11 protein-coding genes are annotated in these 20,315 nt (G+C 69.9%); 8 read left to right on the top strand and 3 right to left on the bottom strand.

Annotated features, from left to right (window positions below; genetic code table 11):
• Positions 1 to 14: 14 nt before the first annotated feature.
• Both ABT070_RS01270 and ABT070_RS01265 read left to right on the top strand, forming a co-directional pair.
• Positions 15 to 1,559 (top strand): APC family permease, encoded by a 1,545-nt coding sequence (locus ABT070_RS01270; protein WP_351752941.1) that lies wholly within the window; start codon positions 15 to 17, stop codon positions 1,557 to 1,559.
• Positions 1,556 to 3,130, top strand: coding sequence for an amidohydrolase (locus ABT070_RS01265; RefSeq protein WP_351752938.1), 1,575 nt, complete (start codon positions 1,556 to 1,558; stop codon positions 3,128 to 3,130). Before ABT070_RS01270 ends, ABT070_RS01265 begins: the two co-directional genes overlap by 4 nt.
• 240 nt (positions 3,131 to 3,370) lie before the next feature.
• Here ABT070_RS01265 and ABT070_RS01260 read toward each other — a convergent pair whose 3' ends face one another.
• Both ABT070_RS01260 and ABT070_RS01255 read right to left on the bottom strand, forming a co-directional pair.
• The gene (locus ABT070_RS01260) at positions 3,371 to 4,231 is read right to left on the bottom strand and encodes a phosphatase PAP2 family protein (protein WP_351752935.1); all 861 of its coding nucleotides are present in this window, start codon (positions 4,229 to 4,231) and stop codon (positions 3,371 to 3,373) included.
• A gap of 131 nt (positions 4,232 to 4,362) precedes the next feature.
• Positions 4,363 to 5,397, bottom strand: a complete 1,035-nt coding sequence (locus ABT070_RS01255) for a LacI family DNA-binding transcriptional regulator (RefSeq protein ID WP_351752932.1) — start codon at positions 5,395 to 5,397, stop codon at positions 4,363 to 4,365.
• A gap of 398 nt (positions 5,398 to 5,795) precedes the next feature.
• Here ABT070_RS01255 and ABT070_RS01250 point away from each other — a divergent pair, with 398 nt between their 5' ends.
• The 5 genes from ABT070_RS01250 (at position 5,796) to ABT070_RS01230 (ending at position 12,516) form a co-directional block, all read left to right on the top strand.
• Positions 5,796 to 7,067 (top strand): extracellular solute-binding protein, encoded by a 1,272-nt coding sequence (locus ABT070_RS01250; protein ID WP_351752930.1) that lies wholly within the window; start codon positions 5,796 to 5,798, stop codon positions 7,065 to 7,067.
• Positions 7,068 to 7,182: 115 nt separating this feature from the next.
• Complete coding sequence (locus tag ABT070_RS01245) at positions 7,183 to 8,187, top strand: carbohydrate ABC transporter permease (protein ID WP_351752928.1); 1,005 nt, start codon at positions 7,183 to 7,185, stop codon at positions 8,185 to 8,187.
• A 13-nt stretch (positions 8,188 to 8,200) separates the two neighbouring features.
• Positions 8,201 to 9,106: a sugar ABC transporter permease gene (locus ABT070_RS01240; protein WP_351752926.1), complete on the top strand. Its 906-nt coding sequence runs from the start codon at positions 8,201 to 8,203 to the stop codon at positions 9,104 to 9,106.
• 208 nt (positions 9,107 to 9,314) lie between these two features.
• Positions 9,315 to 11,003, top strand: a complete 1,689-nt coding sequence (locus tag ABT070_RS01235; RefSeq protein ID WP_351752923.1) for a glycoside hydrolase family 13 protein — start codon at positions 9,315 to 9,317, stop codon at positions 11,001 to 11,003.
• Between the two features lie 136 nt (positions 11,004 to 11,139).
• A complete protein-coding gene (locus tag ABT070_RS01230; RefSeq protein WP_351752920.1) occupies positions 11,140 to 12,516 on the top strand; it encodes an alpha-amylase in 1,377 nt (458 codons plus the stop codon).
• Positions 12,517 to 12,573: 57 nt separating this feature from the next.
• Here the strand turns inward: ABT070_RS01230 and ABT070_RS01225 are convergent, their stop codons facing one another.
• Positions 12,574 to 14,643: a carbohydrate-binding module family 20 domain-containing protein gene (locus tag ABT070_RS01225; protein WP_351752917.1), complete on the bottom strand. Its 2,070-nt coding sequence runs from the start codon at positions 14,641 to 14,643 to the stop codon at positions 12,574 to 12,576.
• A gap of 231 nt (positions 14,644 to 14,874) precedes the next feature.
• Here ABT070_RS01225 and pulA point away from each other — a divergent pair, with 231 nt between their 5' ends.
• Positions 14,875 to 20,301: a pullulanase-type alpha-1,6-glucosidase gene (gene pulA, locus ABT070_RS01220; RefSeq protein ID WP_351752914.1), complete on the top strand. Its 5,427-nt coding sequence runs from the start codon at positions 14,875 to 14,877 to the stop codon at positions 20,299 to 20,301.
• Positions 20,302 to 20,315 lie beyond the last annotated feature (14 nt).

Raw genomic sequence — 20,315 nt, 5'->3', positions numbered from 1 at the left:
CGAAGGGCTTCCCCATGTCCGACTCCACCCCCGAGCGGAGAACGCCGCCTCCCGCGGCCACCCTCCGCTCAGGTTCGCTCGGCACCTCCGACATCGCCTTCTTCGTCGTCTCCGCCGCCGCCCCGCTCACCGTCATGGCGGGCGTCGCCCCGCTCGCGATCCTGCTCGGCGGCATCGGCGCGCCGGCCGGCTACCTCATCGCCGGCATCACCCTCGCCGTCTTCGCCGTCGGCTTCACCACCATGAGCCGCCATGTGAAGAGCGGCGGCGCGTTCTACGCGTACATCACCCGCGGCCTCGGCCGGCCCATCGGCATCGGCGCCGCGCTGCTCGCGCTGATCGGCTACAACGGCATGGAGATCGGCGTCTACGGCCTCCTCGGCACCGCCGGCCGGGACACCGCGCAGGCGATCTTCGGCGCCGACGTCCCCTGGCTGCCGATCTCCCTCGCCGGCCTGCTGCTCATCGGCTACGGCGGCTACCGCTCCGTCGAGTTCGGCGCCAAGCTGCTCGGCGTCCTGCTCGTCGCCGAGACCGGGATCCTGGTGCTGCTCGCGGGAGGTGTGCTGGTCAAGGGAGGCGCGCACGGGCTGTCGGGGGCGTCGTTCGCCCCGAGCAGTGTGTTCGTGTCCGGCACGGCCGTCGTCCTGGCCTTCGCCTTCGCCGCCTTCACCGGCTTCGAGTCGACCGTCATCTACCGCCGTGAGGCCCGTGACCCCGAGCGGACGGTGCCGCGCGCCACGTACGCGGCCGTCGCCTTCCTCGGGCTCTTCTACGCCTTCATCGTGTGGATCGTCATCCAGGCCTTCGGGAACGACGAGGTGATCGCGGCCGCCGCCAAGGACCCCGGCGGGCTCTTCTTCTCCGCCATCACCACCTACGTCGGCGGCTGGGCGGCCGACCTCATGCACCTCTTCATCGTCACCAGCGTCATCGCCTCGCTCCTCGCCTTCCACAACGCCATCAACCGGTACGCGCTCGCCCTCGCCGAGGAGGGCGTCCTGCCCGGGGCGCTGGGGCGGATCCACCCCCGGCACCGTTCCCCGTACGCGGCGGGCATCGCCCAGACCGTGCTCGGCGCGGTCGTCGTGCTCGCGTTCTGGGCGGCGGGCGCCGATCCGTACGGGCAGCTGCTGCTGTGGGTCAACACCCCGGGAATGATCGGGCTGTTCGTGCTCCAGCTGCTCGCCGCGATCGCCGTGCCCTGCTACTTCCGGCGGGTGCGGCACCAGGAGGGCGTGCTGCGGACGGTCGTCGCCCCGGTCGTCGCCGCCGCGCTGCTCGCCACCGCGACAGGGCTGGTCGTCACCCATATCGACCTGTTCACCGGGGCTTCCAGCGCGGTCAACACCGTCCTGATCGTGCTCGCGCCCGCCGTGTTCGTCGCGGGGCTCGGTCTGGCGTGGTGGCTGCGCCGCGAACGGCCCCTCGTCTACGCGAACTTCGCGGCCGAGCCGGCCGAGCCTGTCCAGCCCGCCGAGCCTGTCCAGCCCGCGGAGTCCGCGGAGCCCGCCCCGTCCGTAGTCCCGCCCGCCGCGAAGGAGTTCACCGAGTCATGACCGCCCCCGACCTGATCCTCGCCGGCGCCGAGGTCCGTACCCTCGATCCCGCCCGGCCGTACGCCACCGCCGTCGCCGTACGCGACGGGACGATCGTGGCGGTCGGCGACGAGAGCGACGTACGCGACTGGCGCGGGCCGGACACCGAGGTCGTCCCGCTGGCGGGCGCGCACCTGGTGCCCGGGCTGGTGGACGCGCACAGCCATCCCGTGTGGGGGCTGGACATGGCGACCGGCGTGGATCTGTCGGGCGTGACGGACCTGGCGGGGCTGCGGTCGGTCCTCGCCGGTGCCGAGCGGGTCGACGGGTGGGTGGTCGGGTTCGGGCTCGACCACAACGCGTTCGAGGGGCGGGCCGTCGACCGGGCGCTCGTGGAGGACGTACTCGGAGGCGCTCCGGCCTTTCTGCGGCTGTACGACGGGCACTCCGCGCTCGCCGACGGCGCGGCGCTCGCCATGGCCGGCGTGACCGGGGCGCGGACCTTCGCCCAGCGTTCGGAGGTGGTCTGCGACGCCGGCGGACGGCCCACCGGGCACCTCGTCGAGCACGCCGCGATGGATCTGGTGGCGCGGGCCGTGCCCCGGCCGTCCTACGCCGTCCGGCGGGAGCGGCTGGTCGAGCTGCTCGCCGCGATGGCGGCCACCGGACTGACCGGGGCGCACGTCATGGACGCCGGGGATCCGGAACTGGTCGCGGCGGTGGCCCGGGAGACCGTCCTGCCGCTGCGGCTGCGCTTCGCGCCCTGGTGCATGCCGGGGGTCGACGGAGCAGGCCTTGCGGAGCTCGTCGCCCGGCAGGGGCGGGGCGGGCGGCACTGGGTGGTCGACGGGGTCAAGTTCTTCATGGACGGGACCGTCGAGGGCGGCACCGCCTGGCTGGAGCACGCGGACTGTCACGGACAGGGGACGGCCGCGTTCTGGCCGGACCCCGACGCCTACGCCGCCGCCGTACGGCAGCTGCACGCGGCCGGCGTACGGACCGCCACCCACGCCATCGGGGACGCCGCCGTCCGGCATGTCCTCGACGTGGTGGCCGGGCTCGGCGAGAGCGGCCGGGGACGGCACCGGGTCGAGCACATCGAGACCGTCCCCGACGCCCTGCTGCCGCGGTTCGCCGAGCTGGACGTGGCGGCGTCGATGCAGCCGCCGCACACCGCGTACACCCGGGCCGACGGCACCGACGAGTGGTCCCGTCGGCTGGGCGCGGGCCGGGCCGGGCGGGCCTGGCGGCTGCGGGACCTGCGGGACGCCGGCGCGACGGTCGCCCTGGGTTCGGACTGGCCCATCGCCCCGTACGACGTGCGGGGCGTGCTGGCCGACGCCCGTGCGCCCCGGGGCGCGGCCTCGGCGCGGGCGGGGCTCACCGGGCTGGAGGCGCTGGAGGGATGCACCACGCATGCCGCCCGGGCCGCGGGGGAGGGCGGATCGGCGGGCCGGGTCGCCGTCGGCTTCCGGGCCGACCTCACCGCGCTCGGTCTCGACCCGGTCGCGGCCCCGGCGGACGAGGTGGCCGAGGCGCCGGTGCGGCTCACGGTGACCGGGGGACACGTGGTGCACCGGGGAGAGCACTGAGCGTCGGACCCGGGTGCGCAGGGCAGAGCCCGTGGCACGCAGTGTCGAAGCCGCGACGAGCACGGTCGGAGTCGGGGTGCCGAGGGTCGGAGCCGGGGCGCGGTGACCGAAGCCGTGGCGTTGAGCGCCGAGCCATGGCGCCGAGCCGCGGCGCCCAGCGTCGAGCCATGGTGCTCAGCGTCGATCCATGGTGCCCAGCGTCGGACCACCGCGCCGAGCGTCAATCCACTGCGCCGAGCGTCACGCCTTGGTGGGGAGCAGGGGCCTGCCCTGCCCCTTCGGCGGCACCCGTCTCGGCAGGGCGTACGGCATGGTTCCGTACCAGACACGGGCCACCGCGAAGCCGAACGCGAGGCAGAGGAAGCCGCCCACGGCGTCCAGCCAGAAGTGGTTGGCCGTCGCGACGATCACCACCAGGGTCGCCGTCGGGTAGAGCAGGCCCAGGATGCGCACCCAGGGCAGCCTGGCCAGCGCGAACACCGTCAGACCGCACCACAGGGACCAGCCGATGTGCATGGACGGCATCGCCGCGTACTGGTTCGACATGTGCTTGAGGTCGCCGGAGGCCATCGAACCCCAGGTCTGGTGGACCATCACCGTGTCGACGAAGTCACCGCCCGGCATCAGCCGCGGAGGCGCCAGCGGGTACAGGTAGTAGCCGACCAGGGCCACGGCCGTGGTGGCGAAGAGCACCAGGCGCGTCGCCGCGTAGCGCCCCGGATGGCTGCGGTACAGCCAGACCAGGACGGTCAGCGTGACGATGAAGTGCAGCGTCGCGTAGTAGTAGTTCATGCCCACGATGAGCCAGGTCACCGAGTTCACCGCGTGGTTGACGGACTCCTCCACGGCGATGCCGAGGCTGTGCTCCACGCGCCAGATCCAGTCCGTGTTGCGCAGCGCCTCGGCGCGCTGTTCCGGGACCGCGTTGCGCACCAGTGAGTACGTCCAGTAGCTCACCGCGATGAGAAGGATCTCGAACCAGAGGCGGGGGCGTCGGGGGCTGCGCAGCCGGTCGAGGCGGCGCTGCCGGGGCACGGCCGTGACGGGGTCTGGAAGGGCCTGGTCACGGCCTTCCAATGGCGTCACAGTCGATTCACCCATGGACACAAAGTCTGCCAGAAAAGACCTCTTGGCCCGATCATCCCTCGGTCGGGTTCGGCCCGCACTTTCTACGACGGTGGGAGCGCCGCGTCTACTGCCGGCGGACCGGTGGGTGCCCGGGTGTCTCCGCCCTACGGACGATTCCGGTCCCCGGGCGCCGAAGCGGTCGAACCGCGCACCACCAGTTCCGGCATGAACACGAACTCGCTGTGCGGCGCCGGAGTGCCGCCGATCTCCTCCAGCAGGGTGCGGACGGCGGCCTGGCCCATCGCCGGGACCGGCTTGCGGACGGTCGTGAGGGGCGGGTCCGTGAAGGCGATCAGCGGGGAGTCGTCGAAGCCGACCACCGAGATGTCCTGGGGCACCGCCAGACCGCGCTGCCTGGCCGCCCGTATCGCGCCGAGCGCCATCATGTCGCTGGCACAGACGATCGCCGTACAGCCCCGGTCGATCAGGGCCGTGGTCGCCGCCTGGCCGCCCTCGAGGGTGTAGAGGGAGTGCTGGACCAGGTCGGCCTCGATCGTCTCCGGGGCGAGGCCCAGCTGTTCCTGGACCGTCCTGACGAAGCCCTCGATCTTGCGCTGGACCGGCACGAAACGCTTGGGGCCGAGCGCCAGCCCCACCCGGGTGTGGCCGAGCGAGACGAGGTGGGTGACCGCCAGGGTCATCGCCGCCCGGTCGTCGGGGGAGATGAACGGCGCCTGGACCTTCGGCGAGAAGCCGTCCACCAGCACGAAGGGCACGCCCTGCGCCCGCAGCTGCTCGTAGCGCTGCATGTCGGCCGTGGTGTCCGCGTGCAGGCCCGAGACGTAGATGATGCCGGCGACCCCGCGGTCGACCAGCATCTCGGTCAGCTCGTCCTCCGTGGAACCGCCCGGGGTCTGGGTGGCGAGGACCGGGGTGTAGCCCTGGCGGGTCAGTGCCTGGCCGATGACCTGGGCCAGGGCCGGGAATATCGGGTTCTCCAGCTCCGGCGTGATGAGGCCGACGAGCCCCGCGCTGCGCTGGCGCAGGCGGACGGGGCGCTCGTAGCCCAGGACGTCCAGAGCGGCGAGCACGGACTGACGGGTGGTGGCGGCGACACCGGGCTTGCCGTTGAGAACGCGGCTGACGGTCGCTTCGCTCACCCCCGCCTGCGCAGCGATGTCGGCAAGCCGTGTGGTCACAGGGGTGGACTGTACCGGTCGGGTGCTGCCTTGCACACCAATCGGACGCCGTGGGCGACCTGTTGAACGGCCCGCGGGCTGCTGCGTCATCGCGCTCCCTCATGAAAGTGATGGCAAGAGCTTGCAGAGTCTTGCACAGCGGCCCCGTGCCTCGCTGTGAGGCCCCTCAACCGCGACAACTACGGTCTCACAGCGGTCGAGGGGAGGTCACGCACGGGTCACGTGCGGATAACTTCGGCGTTCTCTTGCACTTTTTTTCTGCAAGGTCTTTCGTGCCGCTTACATCGCTGTTACGTTCACGTCGCCCGACGGCAGCAACGGCGCGGTCGGAGTCGGCAGGACAGCGGACGGGACCGCTTCCTGTAGCTAAACGGGCTCTCACCCTCAAGGAGAAACTCATGCGGCGTGGCATAGCGGCCACCGCGCTGGTGGCGTCCTTCGCCCTCGCGGCGACGGCCTGCGGCGGAGACGACAGCGGCAGCGACAACTCGTCCGGGCCGGTCACCATCACATGGTGGGACACCTCCAACGCCACCAATGAGGCGCCGACGTACCAGGCCCTGGTCAAGCAGTTCGAGGCCGCCAACAAGGACGTCAAGGTCAAGTACGTCAACGTGCCCTTCGACCAGGCGCAGAACAAGTTCGACACGGCGGCCGGCGCCTCCGGCGCCCCGGACGTGCTGCGCTCCGAGGTCGGCTGGACCCCCGCCTTCGCCAAGAAGGGCTTCTTCCTGCCGCTGGACGGCACCGAGGCCCTCAAGGACCAGGCCAAGTTCAAGTCGAACCTGATCGAGCAGGCCAAGTACGAGGGCAAGACGTACGGCGTGCCGATCGTCACCGACACCCTCGCGCTGGTCTACAACAAGGCCCTCTTCGCGAAGGCCGGCATCGAGGCGCCCAAGACCTGGGACGACCTGAAGACCGCCGCCGCCACCATCAAGGCGAAGACCGGCGTCGACGGCTACTGGGGCTCCACCCAGGCCTACTACGCCCAGTCCTTCCTCTACGGCGAGGGCACCGACACCGTCGACGCCGACGCCAAGAAGATCACCGTCAACTCGGCGGAGGCGAAGAAGGCGTACGGCACCTGGCTGGGCCTCTTCGACGGCAAGGGCCTGCACAAGGCCGACACCACCGCCGACGCGTACGCCCACATCCAGGACGCGTTCGTCAACGGCAAGGTCGCCGCGATCGTCCAGGGGCCCTGGGAGATCACGAACTTCTACAAGGGCAGCGCCTTCACGGACAAGACGAACCTCGGTATCGCCACCGTCCCGGCCGGCTCCGCCGGTACGGCGGGCGCCCCGACCGGCGGCCACAACCTCTCGGTCTACGCCGGCTCGGACAAGGCCCACCAGGCCGCCGCGCTGAAGTTCGTCAACTTCATGACCTCCGCGTCGAGCCAGGCGACCATCGCCCAGAAGAACTCCACGCTGCCGACGCGCGACGACGCCTACACCGCTGCCGTCAAGGCCGACCCGGGCATCGCCGGCTACCAGACGGTCCTGTCCGCCGCCCAGCCGCGCCCGGCGCTGCCGGAGTACAGCTCCCTCTGGGGTCCGCTCGACACCGAACTGCCCAAGATCGCGGGCGGCAAGGAGAGCCTCGACAAGGGCCTGAGCGCCGCTGAACTCGCCATCGCCAAGCTGGTGCCGGACTTCAGCAAGTGAGCCCGAGTGGCCGCCGGATCTCCCGCACACCTGGGGGGAGAGATCCGGCGGCCACCGGCCTGTGAGCCGTACCCCCCTCGACGATCCAGCGTGAAGATCCAGAAGGTGTCGAACCATGACAGTCGCCATCGACCGCGCGACCGGCAAGCGCCGCGGTGACCGTGAGCCGAAGCCCGGGCCCGCCGGGCGCCTGAGGCGCGGCTACCAGAAGCACTGGTACGCCTACGTCATGATCGCCCCGGTGGCGGTCGTCCTCGGCGTGCTCGTGCTGTACCCCCTGGTGTACGGCCTGTACCTGACGCTGACCGACGCCAACAGCCTGAACACCGCGCGCACGATCGGCGTCAACCACATCGACGCCACCTACAAGTTCATCGGCCTCGACAACTACGCCGACATCCTCTGGGGCCCGACGGCCTACGACCGCTTCTGGTCGCACTTCATCTGGACGATCGTGTGGACGGCGGCCTGTGTCGCCCTGCACTACGGCATCGGCCTGGGCCTCGCGCTGCTGCTCAACCAGAAGCTGCGCGGGCGGACCCTGTACCGGCTGATCCTGGTGCTGCCGTGGGCGGTGCCCACCTTCGTCACCGTCTTCGGCTGGCGGTTCATGCTCGCCGACGGCGGCATCATCAACTCCGCGCTCGACGCCCTGCACCTGCCCTCGCCCCTGTGGCTCGAGGACACCTTCTGGCAGCGGTTCGCCGCGATCATGGTCAACACCTGGTGCGGTGTGCCCTTCATGATGATCTCGCTGCTCGGCGGCCTCCAGGCCATCGACGCCTCCCTCTACGAGGCCGCGGAGATGGACGGCGCCAGCGCCTGGCAGCGCTTCCGGTTCGTCACCCTGCCGGGGCTGCGGTCCGTCAGCTCCACCGTCGTCCTGCTGGGCATCATCTGGACCTTCAACCAGTTCGCGGTGATCTTCCTGCTGTTCGGCAACACCGCACCCGACGCGCAGATCCTCGTCACCTGGGCGTACTACCTCGGCTTCGGACAGCAGCCACGTGACTTCGCCCAGTCCGCCGCCTACGGCATCCTGCTGCTGGCCATCCTGATCGTCTTCACCTCGTTCTACCGCCGCTGGCTGAACCGCAACGAGCAGCAGCTCGCGATCTGAGGCAGGAGTTCCCATGAGTAGCACCACCGCCGAGACCTCCGCCCCCGTGAGCGAGCAGCGTTCCAAGACCCCGCGCCGTCCCCGGCGCCGCGGCGAGAACAGCTTCGCCGGCTCCCTCGCCTCCCACGGCGTCCTGATCGTCGCGAGCGTCATCGCGCTCTTCCCGATCGGGTGGCTGGTCTATCTGTCCCTCGGCCCGGACACGGACGACTATCTGCACCCGGGCGGCATCTGGGACAAGATGACGTTCGACAACTACACGTTCGTCCTCCAGCACACCCAGTTCTTCGACTGGCTGAAGAGCTCGCTCATCGTCACGCTGGGCACCACGGCCATCGGCGTGCTCATCGCCGCCACCACCGGTTACGCCGTCTCGCGGATGCGCTTCCCCGGCTACAAGAAGTTCATGTGGATCCTGCTGGTCACGCAGATGTTCCCGGTCGCGGTGCTGATGGTGCCGATGTACCAGATCCTCTCGGACCTGCAGCTCATCGACAACTACTTCGGCCTGGTCCTCGTCTACTGCACGACGGTCATCCCGTACAGCGCCTGGCTGCTCAAGGGGTACTTCGACACCATCCCCTTCGAGATCGACGAGGCGGGACGCGTGGACGGGCTCACCCCGTTCGGCACCTTCTTCCGGCTGATCCTGCCGCTGGCCAAGCCCGGTCTCGCGGTGGCCGCCTTCTACAACTTCCTCACCGCCTTCAGCGAGGTCGCCTTCGCCTCGACGTTCATGCTCAGCGACGACAAGTACACCCTTGCCGTCGGTCTGCAGTCCTTCGTCAGCGAGCACGACGCCCAGCGCAACCTCATGGCCGCCACCGCGGTGCTGATCGCGATACCCGCCGCCGTGTTCTTCTACCTCGTGCAGAAGAACCTGGTGACCGGCCTCACCGCGGGCGGCACGAAGGGCTGAGCCGGTACGAGACTCCCGCGCGCCGCGAGGCGCGCGGGTGGCGGCCGCGGTGTCCATCCGACCCCGCCGGCACCGCGGCCGCCTCATCCACCGCCTCGACACCACTCGCCCCCGACGACGAAGCCGAGCCCCTACGCCCCCTGTCAGCAGCCCTTCCCCCCTCTCGAATGCGCTCGAGCGAGGGGACCCCCATCGCCCCAAGGAAGCCATGAGCCAGCAGCCCGCAGCCCCGGCCCCCACCCCCACCTCGGCTGTCGCCACCGTCACCGAGCGCCGTGACTGGTGGCGGGACGCGGTGATCTACCAGGTGTACCCGCGCAGCTTCGCCGACAGCAACGGCGACGGCATGGGCGACCTGGAAGGCGTACGCTCCCGTCTCCCGTACCTGCGCGACCTCGGCGTGGACGCCGTGTGGCTCAGCCCCTTCTACGCCTCCCCGCAGGCCGACGCCGGCTACGACGTCGCCGACTACCGCGCGGTCGACCCCATGTTCGGCAACCTCCTGGACGCCGACGCGCTCATCCGGGACGCCCGTGAACTGGGCCTGAGGATCATCGTCGACCTGGTCCCCAACCACTCGTCCGACCAGCACGAGTGGTTCAAGCGGGCGTTGCGGGAAGGCCCCGGCTCCTCCCTCCGGGACCGCTACCACTTCCGGCCCGGCAAGGGCGCGGACGGCGAACTCCCGCCCAACGACTGGGAGTCCATCTTCGGCGGCCCCGCCTGGACCCGGGTCACGGAGCCGGACGGCACCCCCGGCGAGTGGTACCTGCACCTCTTCGCCCCCGAGCAGCCCGACTTCAACTGGGAACACCCGGCGGTGGGCGACGAGTTCCGTTCCGTCCTGCGCTTCTGGCTGGACATGGGCGTCGACGGCTTCCGTATCGACGTGGCCCACGGCCTGGTCAAGGCGGCGGGCCTGCCGGACCTCGGCTCGCACGAGCAACTCAAGCTGCTGGGCAACGATGTCATGCCGTTCTTCGACCAGGACGGCGTCCACGAGATCTACCGCCAGTGGCGGCTCATCCTCGACGAGTACTCGGGTGAGCGCATCTTCGTCGCCGAGGCGTGGACCCCGACCGTCGAGCGCACCGCGAACTACGTCCGCCCCGACGAACTCCACCAGGCCTTCAACTTCCAGTACCTGGCCACCGAGTGGGACGCGGAGCAGCTGCGCGAGGTCGTCGACCGCACCCTGGACGCGATGCGCCCGGTCGGCGCCCCCGCCACCTGGGTGCTGTCCAACCACGACGTGACACGGCATGCCACCCGCTTCGCCAACCCGCCCGGCCTCGGCACCCAGATCCGCACGGCGGGCGACCGCGAGGTCGGTCTGCGGCGGGCGCGGGCGGCCACGCTGCTGATGCTGGCGCTGCCCGGCTCGGCGTACGTCTACCAGGGCGAGGAACTCGGCCTCCCGGACGTCGTGGACCTGCCCGACGAGGTGCGCCAGGACCCGGCGTACTTCCGCGGCGCCGGCCAGGACGGCTTCCGCGACGGCTGCCGCGTCCCGATCCCGTGGACGCGAGAGGGCTCGTCGTACGGCTTCGGCGACGGCGGCAGCTGGCTGCCCCAGCCGGACGGCTGGGGCGAGTCGAGCGTGGAGGCCCAGCAGGGGGTGCCCGGTTCGACGCTGGAGCTGTACCGCTCCGCACTCGGCATCCGCCGCGCGCGGCCCGACCTGGGCGCGGGCGACTCGGTGGAGTGGCTGAAGGCTCCGGCGGGCGTACTGGCCTTCCGCCGCGGGGAGTTCGTGTGCGTGGCGAACACGACGGGGGAGTCGGTGACGACCCCGGCCTACGGACGGGTGCTGCTCGCCAGCGACGAGGTGACCGAGACGAACGACGGCGAGGCGAAGCTCCCGGCGGACACGACGGTGTGGTTCACGGCCGTCTGACGACGCCTCTGAAAGTTCTTGCATCAACTTCACACGGCCCGCTGCCTTTTCAGGCAGCGGGCCTTTAACATCTCCGTCACCGCAAGTTTGCTGAAATGTTTCAGCAAGAGCCTTCAACGGAGAAGGACTTCCCCACATGGCAAGCAGCAGACCACTTTCGGGTGCCCTCGCTCTGGCCGCCGCGGCTGTCGTCATGGCCCCCACCGCCGTGTCCGCCACCCCGCCCGGCACCAAGGACGTCACCGCCGTCCTCTTCGAGTGGAACTTCGCCTCGGTCGCCAAGGAATGCACCAACACCCTCGGCCCGGCCGGATACGGCTACGTGCAGGTCTCCCCGCCCGCCGAGCACATACAGGGCTCGCAGTGGTGGACGTCGTACCAGCCCGTCAGCTACCGGATCGCGGGCCGGCTCGGCGACCGCACGGCGTTCCAGAGCATGGTGAACACCTGCCACACGGCCGGTGTGAAGGTCGTCGTCGACACGGTCGTCAACCACATGGCCGCGGGCAGCGGCACCGGCACCGGCGGCTCGTCGTACACGAAGTACGACTACCCGGGCCTGTACTCCTCGTACGACTTCGACGACTGCACGTCCCAGATCACGAACTACGCCGACCGCTGGAACGTCCAGCACTGCGAACTGGTCGGCCTCGCCGACCTGGACACCGGCGAGGAGTACGTCCGCAAGACCGTCGCCGGGTACATGAACGACCTGCTCACGCTCGGGGTCGACGGCTTCCGCATCGACGCGGCCAAGCACATCGACACCGCCGACCTCGCCAACATCAAGTCGCGGCTGACGAACCCGGGCGTGTACTGGAAGCAGGAGGTCATCTACGGCAGCGGAGAGGCCGTCCAGCCGACCGAGTACACCGGCAACGGCGACGTCCAGGAGTTCCGTTACGCCTACGACCTCAAGCGGGTCTTCAACAACGAGAACCTCGCCTACCTGAAGAACTACGGCGAGGGCTGGGGGTATCTGAGCGGTTCCGCCGCGGGTGTGTTCGTCGACAACCACGACACCGAGCGCAACGGTTCGACCCTCACCTACAAGGACGGCGCGAACTACACGCTCGCCAACGTCTTCATGCTCGCGTATCCCTACGGCGCCCCGGACATCAACTCCGGGTACGAGTGGTCCGACGCGGATGCCGGGCCACCCAACGGCGGTGCGGTCAGCGCCTGCTGGCAGAACGGCTGGAAGTGCCAGCACGCCTGGCCGGAGATCCTGCGCATGGTGGCGTTCCGCAACGCCACGCGGGGCGCGTCGATGACCGACTGGTGGGACAACGGGGGCGACGCGATCGCCTTCGGGCGGGGAAGCAAGGGGTACGTCGCGATCAACCACGAGAGCGGATCCCTCAGCCGGACGTACCAGACGTCCCTCGCCGCCGGCACCTACTGCAACGTGCAGAACAACACGACCGTGACCGTGAACGGCTCGGGCCAGCTCACGGCGACCCTCGCCGCCAACACGGCGCTGGCGGTCTACGCGGGCAAGTCGAGCTGCTGAGCTCCCTCCCCGGCCGCCACCGGAGCGCACCTGCGCTCCCGTGGCGGCCGGGACCGCTCACTTCCAGGTGTCGCTCGTGGAGTAGCCGGACGAACTGCCGGTCGTGTACGAGCGGTTCGTGCCGGACTCCCAGGTCACGTTCCCGGAGCCGTCCTTCTTGACGTACTTGTACTCGAAGGCCGTGCTCCTGGGGACGATCACCTTCCGGCTCCAGATCGGATACGCCGCCGGCGACAGCGGGATGGCGTCGGCGGTGTTCCAGGAGCCGAGGGAGGCGACGGACCCGACGACGTAGACGTCGGTGCCGAGGCTCGTCGTCGCGGTGACGTTGAAGGTCGCGTCGGTGGCGCTCGCGTTCGCCAGGTTCCAGGAGTTGTCGAGGGTGAGCGCCGAAGTTGCGCTCGTGGCGGCCCGGTTGGCGTTGGACTCCCAGGTCACGTTCCCGGCCGAGTCCTTCTTGATGTACTTGTACTCGAAGGACGTGTTGATCGGCACGCTCACCGCCCCCGACCAGATCGGGTAGCCGGCGGACGACAGCTGGACCGCCTTGGAGGTGTCCCAGCCGCCCAGCGCCGCGATCGAGCCGACGACGTGGACGCTGGTGCCGCTCGTGGTCGACGCGTACGCGTTGAAGGTCGCGCTCACCGTGGACGTCGATCCGCCGTCGTCGGGTTCGCAGGTGGTGCACGGGGTGAAGGCGCCGTCGTGGAAGGCGATCGCGCTCTTCGCCGGGACGGTGAGCGTGGCGTTGCCGCCCGAGACCGTCACGGTCGTCGCGCCGTTGTCGACGACGTCGGCGTACGTGCCGTCGGCCATGCCGGTGGCGAAGGTGTACGTGGCCGCCGAGGAACCGTTGTTGATCGCGATGTAGCCGCTGGTCCCGCGGGCGAAGCCGATCACGTTCGAGGACTTCGTCGACCAGTTGGTGACCGCCGCCGAGCCGACCGCGTTGTGCCACTTCACCATGCCGGCGATCGCGGTGTCGCGCTGGAGGCAGTACCAGCCGGAGGAGCAGTTCGTGTCCGTGACGAAGCCGTTCGCGTTCGGCGGGGCCTGATCGGAGGAGGACCACTCGAAGCCCGAGTAGACCGTCGGGGTCGCCCACTTGTAGGCCAGCTCGAAGACGTTGGCGAGCCGGTAGGTGTCGCCGTCCTTGTAGCTCATGTGCAGCCCGTTGCGCTCGGTGTCGTGGTTGGTCACGAAGGACACCGAGTTCGCGGCCGGGAGGATGCCGCTGCTCTCCAGGGAGGACAGGTCGCTCACGTTCCCCTGGAACGCCGACTTCAGCCTGCTCGCGTAGGTGAAGTCCAGGACGTCGCCGGAGGAGTAGTAGTCGGAGGCCGCCGGGGTCGAGCCCGGGTACACCTCCTGGAAGACGTACGGGTCGGCGCCCGAGGCGGTGTTGTCGAGCTTCGCCCAGATCGCGTTGAGGTCCCCGACCGGGATGTGCTTGGCGGCGTCGATGCGGAAGCCGTCGACGCCCAGGGCGATCTGCTTGTTCAGGTAGGCGGCGATGCCCGAGCGGACGTCGTCGTCCTCGGTCTCCAGGTCGGGCAGGCCCAGCAGTTCGCAGTTCTGGATCTCGCTCAGGTTCGACCAGTCGTCGATGATCAGGTCGGAGTCGTTGCACTCGGCCGACGTGTGGTAGTCGTCCGGGTCCCAGTCCGGGGTGTCGTACTTGTTGCTGATCGCCGTGCCGTTGTAGCCGACGCCGGTCTGCGCGGCGGTGTGGTTGATCACGGCGTCCGTATACACCTTGAGGCCGGCGTCGTGGCAGGCCGTGACCATCGACGCGAACTGGGCCGCCGTGCCGAAGCGGCCGTTCAGGCTGGAGGAGTAGGGCTGGTAGACGTCCCACCAGTAGGAGTTCGTCTGCTTCAGGGACTCGGCGGGCGGGGCGACCCACACCGCGCCGTAGCCGCCCGGGCCGAGCACGTCCGTGCACTCGGAGGCGACGGAGTTCCAGTTGTACTCCCACAGGTTGGCGATCACATCGCCGGAGGTCGTGGTGTCCGCGTGGGCGGCGGTGGCGGGCAGGGCGATCGCTCCGGCCAGGGCGAGTGCGGCGGCGGCCGTGGCGGCGGCGGTGCGCCGTAAAACACCCGGGGGGCGGTGTCCGGTGGTCATCTGCGGCTCCGAAAGGGGTTTCCTCGAGGGTTCGGGTTTCAACAAGGGGTGAGAGTGGGCCAGTCGGGAAGGGACCGTCAAGGTCCTGGTGAAAGTTCTTGCTGTGAGTTGCAAGCCTCTTGCTGTAAACCTTTCGTCAGCGATACGGTCACGCGGGCGCCCGGCGACGAAGCCGTCCCGCGGCGTTGGGGTCGGACCCAAGAGAGCCGCAATCGCAAGGAGTTCCCGCCTGTGATATCGAGATGGCCGGCGCCCCCGGCGCCTTCGACGCGCCGCATCGCGCCACCCGCCCGACGGGGCGCGGCCGTCGCCGTGGCCGCGCTGGCCGCAGCCCTCGTGCAGCCCCTCGCGGCGCACGCGGACAGCCCGCCCGCACCGCCGTCCGACGCGAAGCTGGCCGCCGCCCCGGCCCGCCACGACGACACCCGTGAGCAGTTCTACTTCGTCATGCCGGACCGCTTCGCCAACGGCAGCACCGCCAACGACAAGGGCGGACTGACCGGCTCACGCCTGACCTCCGGCTACGACCCCACCGACAAGGGCTTCTACCAGGGCGGCGACCTCAAGGGCCTGACCCAGCGGCTCGACTACATCAAGGGCCTCGGCACCACCTCCATCTGGATGGCGCCGATCTTCAAGAACCGGCCCGTGCAGGGGACCGGCAGCAACGCCTCGGCCGGCTACCACGGCTACTGGATCACCGACTTCACCCAGGTCGACCCGCACTTCGGCACCAACAAGGACCTGGAGACCCTCATCTCCAAGGCGCACGCCAAGGGCATGAAGGTCTTCTTCGACGTCATCACCAACCACACCGCCGACGTCGTCGACTACGAGGAGAAGTCCTACGACTACCTGTCCAAGGGCGCCTTCCCGTACCTGACGAAGGACGGCGAGCCCTTCGACGACGCCGACTACGCGGACGGCGGCACGAAGTTCCCGGCCGTGGACGCCGACTCCTTCCCGCGCACCCCGACGGTCACCGCCGCCCAGCGGACCGCGAAGGTCCCGTCCTGGCTCAACGACCCGACGATGTACCACAACCGCGGCGACTCGACCTACGCCGGCGAGTCGACCACGTACGGAGACTTCTCCGGGCTCGACGACCTGTGGACCGAGCGCCCCGAGGTCGTCACCGGGATGGAGAAGATCTACCAGCGCTGGGTGCGGGACTTCGACATCGACGGCTTCCGGATCGACACCGTGAAGCACGTGAACATGGAGTTCTGGACCCAGTGGGCCACGGCCCTCGACGCCTACGCGGCCAAGCAGGGCCGGGACGACTTCTTCATGTTCGGCGAGGTCTACTCCGCCGACACCTCGATCACGTCCCCGTACGTCACCCAGGGCCGCCTCGACGCCACGCTCGACTTCCCCTTCCAGGAGGCGGCCCGCCAGTACGCCTCCCAGGGCGGCAGCGCGCAGAAGCTCGCCTCCGTCTTCGCCGACGACTACAAGTACACGACCGACAAGGCCAACGCCTACGAACAGGTCACCTTCCTCGGCAACCACGACATGGGCCGCATCGGGTACTTCCTGAACCAGGACAACCCCAAGGCGACCGACGCCGAACTCCTCGCCAAGGACAAGCTCGCCAACGAGCTGATGTTCCTCAGCCGCGGCAACCCGGTCGTCTACTACGGCGACGAGCAGGGCTTCACCGGCTCCGGCGGCGACAAGGACGCCCGTCAGACGATGTTCGCGTCGAAGACGGCCGACTACCTCGACGACGACGAGCTCGGCACCGACCGCACCCACGCGAGCGACGCCTACGACACCGGCGCCCCGCTGTACCGGCAGATCGCGGCGCTCGCGAAGCTCCGCAAGGCGAACCCCGCGCTCACCGACGGCGTCCAGACCGAGCGCTACGCGGCCGACGGCGCCGGCGTCTACGCCTTCTCCCGCAACGGCACCGGCAAGGACACGACCGAGTACGTCGTCGCCTTCAACAACGCCGGCACGGCACAGGAAGCGACCTTCGAAACCGGTTCCGCGAACACCGCGTTCCGCGGGATCTACGGCACCGACAAGACGGTTGCCGCCGGCGCCGACAAGAAAATCACGGTGACCGTTCCCGCGGGCTCGGCCGTCGTCCTGAAGGCCGCCCGCAAGCTGCCGGCCCCGGCCACCGGGCCGACCGTCACCCTGCACGCCCCCGCCGCCGGCGCCACCGGCACCGTCGAGCTGAGCGCCGACGTGGAAGGCGGTCGGCTGAACCGGGTCGTCTTCGCCGCCCAGACCGGCAACGGCACGTGGCAGACCCTCGGCTCCGCCGACCACGCCCCCTACCGGGTCACCCAGACCCTCGGCGCGGAGGTGCCCGCGGGCACGGCCCTGCGCTACAAGGCGGTCGTCGTCGACTCCGCCGGACACACGGCGAGCGCCACCGCGGCCTCCGTCACCGGCACCCCGCCCGCCGAGGAGACCCCCACCGCCTCCTCGCGCGACTACGCGATCGTCCACTACAAGCGCACCGACGGCGACTACGCCGACTGGGGCCTCTACGCCTGGGGTGACCTCGCCGACGGCGAGTCGACCACCTGGCCGGACAGCCATCCCTTCGCCGGGCGGGACGCGTACGGAGCCTTCGCCTACGTCAAGCTGAAGCCGGGCGCCTCGTCCGTCGGGTTCCTCGTCATCGACAAGGACGGAAACAAGGACGTCTCCGCCGACCGCACGATCGACGTCACGAAGACCGGCGAGGTCTGGATCGAGCAGGGCAAGGAGGGCCTCCTCACGGAGAAGCCCGAGTACCCGGCCCAGGACACCGGCAAGGCCGTCCTGCACTACCACCGCGCCGACGGCGACTACACCGGCTGGGGTCTGCACACCTGGACCGGCGCCGCGAACCCCACCGAGTGGTCGAACCCGCTGAAGCCGGCCACGACCGACGCGTACGGGGCGGTCTTCGAGGTGCCGCTCACCGCCGGGGCCACCAGCCTGAGTTACATCCTGCACAAGGGCGACGAGAAGGATCTCCCGACCGATCAGTCGCTGGACCTCACGGGCAACGGGCACGAGGTGTGGCTGCTGAACGGCCAGGAGAAGTACCTGCTCCCGCAGCCGGCCGGCTCCGCTGCGGCCCTCGACCTGACCACGTCCAAGGCGGTCTGGATCGACCGGAACACCGTCGCCTGGAACGGCTCGGAGGCCGCCGCCTCGACCCAGCTGCTGTACAGCCGGAAGGGCTCGATCGCGGTCACCGACGGCACCCTCACCGGGGAGGCCCGGTGGCTGCGGCTGACGAAGACCACCCTCACCGACGCCCAGAAGGCCGCGTACCCGCACCTCAAGGCCTACACCGCCTGGTCCGTGGACCCGCGCGACCGGGACCGGGTGCGTGAGGCGCTGAGCGGTCAGGTTGTCGCCTCGCAGCGGGCCATGACCGGAGCGGTGTTGGCCGCGACGGGCGTACAGATCGCGGGCGTGCTCGACGACCTGTACCCCGGTGCGACGAAGGCGCGGCTCGGTCCGACCTTCCGCGACGGCCGGCCCACCCTGGCCGTCTGGGCCCCGACGGCCCAGCAGGTCTCCCTGGAGCTCGACGGCTCCACCGTGAAGATGAAGCGGAACGACACCACCGGCGTCTGGTCCGTCACCGGCCCCAGGTCCTGGAAGAACAAGCCCTACCGGTACGTCGTGACGGTGTGGGCGCCCAGTGTCGGCAAGGTCGTCACCAACAAGGTCACCGACCCCTACTCGGTCGCCCTCACCACCGACTCGGCGCGCAGTCTCGTCGTCGACCTCGACGACAAGGCCCTCGCCCCCGGCGGCTGGTCCACGCTCACCAAGCCGAAGGCCGTCCCGCTGAAGGACGCCCGGATCCAGGAGCTGCACGTCCGGGACTTCTCCGTCGCGGACCCGACCGTCCCCGCCGAGGACCGGGGCACCTACCGGGCCTTCACCGACCAGGGCAGCGACGGCTCGAAGCATCTGCGGGAGCTGGCGGCGGCGGGCACGTCGTACGTCCATCTGCTGCCCGTCTTCGACATCGCCACCATCGCCGAGGACAAGGCCGCGCAGTCGACCCCCGGCTGCGACCTGGCGTCCTATCCGGCCGACTCCGAGAAGCAGCAGGAGTGCGTGGCCGCGGCCGCCGCGAAGGACGCCTACAACTGGGGATACGACCCGTACCACTACACGGTCCCCGAGGGGTCGTACGCCAGTGACCCGGACGGGACCGCCCGTACCGTCGAGTTCCGCCGGATGGTGAAGTCGCTGAACCAGGAGGGCCTCCGGGTCGTCATGGACGTCGTCTACAACCACACGGCGGCGAGCGGCCAGGCGGCGACCAGCGTCCTCGACCGGATCGTCCCCGGCTACTACCAGCGGCTGCTCGCCGACGGCTCGGTGGCGAACAGCACCTGCTGTGCGAACACCGCGACCGAGAACGCGATGATGGGCAAGCTGGTCGTCGACTCGATCGTCACCTGGGCCAAGGAGTACAAGGTCGACGGCTTCCGCTTCGACCTCATGGGCCACCACCCCAAGGCCAACATCCTGGCGGTGCGCAAGGCGCTGGACGCGCTGACCCCCGCCAAGGACGGCGTCGACGGCAAGAAGATCATCCTCTACGGCGAGGGCTGGAACTTCGGCGAGGTCGCCGACGACGCCCGGTTCGTCCAGGCCACCCAGAAGAACATGGCGGGCACGGGCGTCGCGACCTTCTCCGACCGGGCGCGTGACGCCGTGCGCGGCGGCGGTCCCTTCGACGAGGACCCGGGCGTCCAGGGCTTCGCGTCCGGGCTCTACACCGACCCCAACTCGTCCACCGGCAACGGCACTTCGGCCGAACAGAAGGCCCGGCTGCTGCACTACCAGGATCTGATCAAGGTCGGCCTGAGCGGCAACCTCGCCTCGTACGGCTTCACGGACACCGACGGCAGGAAGGTCACCGGCGCCGAGGTCGACTACAACGGCGCCCCGGCCGGCTACGCGGCCGCTCCCGGCGACGCCCTCGCCTATGTCGACGCGCACGACAACGAGTCGCTGTTCGACGCGCTGGCGTACAAACTGCCCAAGGACACCTCGGCGGCGGACCGTTCCCGTATGCAGGTCCTCGCCATGGCCACCGCCGAGCTCTCTCAGGGCCCGGCCCTGTCCCAGGCCGGCACCGACCTGCTGCGCTCCAAGTCCCTGGACCGCAACTCCTACGACAGCGGGGACTGGTTCAACGCGATCCACTGGAACTGCGCCGCCGGCAACGGCTTCGGCCGGGGACTGCCGCCGGCCGTCGACAACGCCACCAAGTGGCCCTACGCCAAACCCCTGTTGACCGCCGTCGGGGTCGGCTGCCCGCAGATCACCTCGGCCTCCGCCGCCTATCAGGATCTGCTGAGGATCCGTACCACCGAGAAGGCGTTCTCCCTCGGGACGGCCGAGCAGGTGCAGTCGGCGCTCTCCTTCCCGCTGTCCGGGAAGGACGAGACGCCCGGGGTGATCACCATGGAACTCGGTGACCTGGTCGTCGTGTTCAACGCGACGCCGACCGCGGCGAAGCAGACCGTCGACGCGCTCGCCGGGACGGGATACCGGCTGCACCCGGTGCAGGCGGCGGGGTCGGACCCCACCGTCAGGGCCGCGTCGTACGTGACGCAGTCCGGCACGTTCGCCGTGCCGGGCCGGACCGTCGCGGTGTTCTCCCGGACGACCCCCTAGACAGGGGCATTACC

This window comes from Streptomyces sp. NPDC002884, assembly GCF_040295245.1.
Lineage (GTDB): Bacteria > Actinomycetota > Actinomycetes > Streptomycetales > Streptomycetaceae > Streptomyces.
This window is presented reverse-complemented; position numbering and strand designations above follow the sequence as displayed.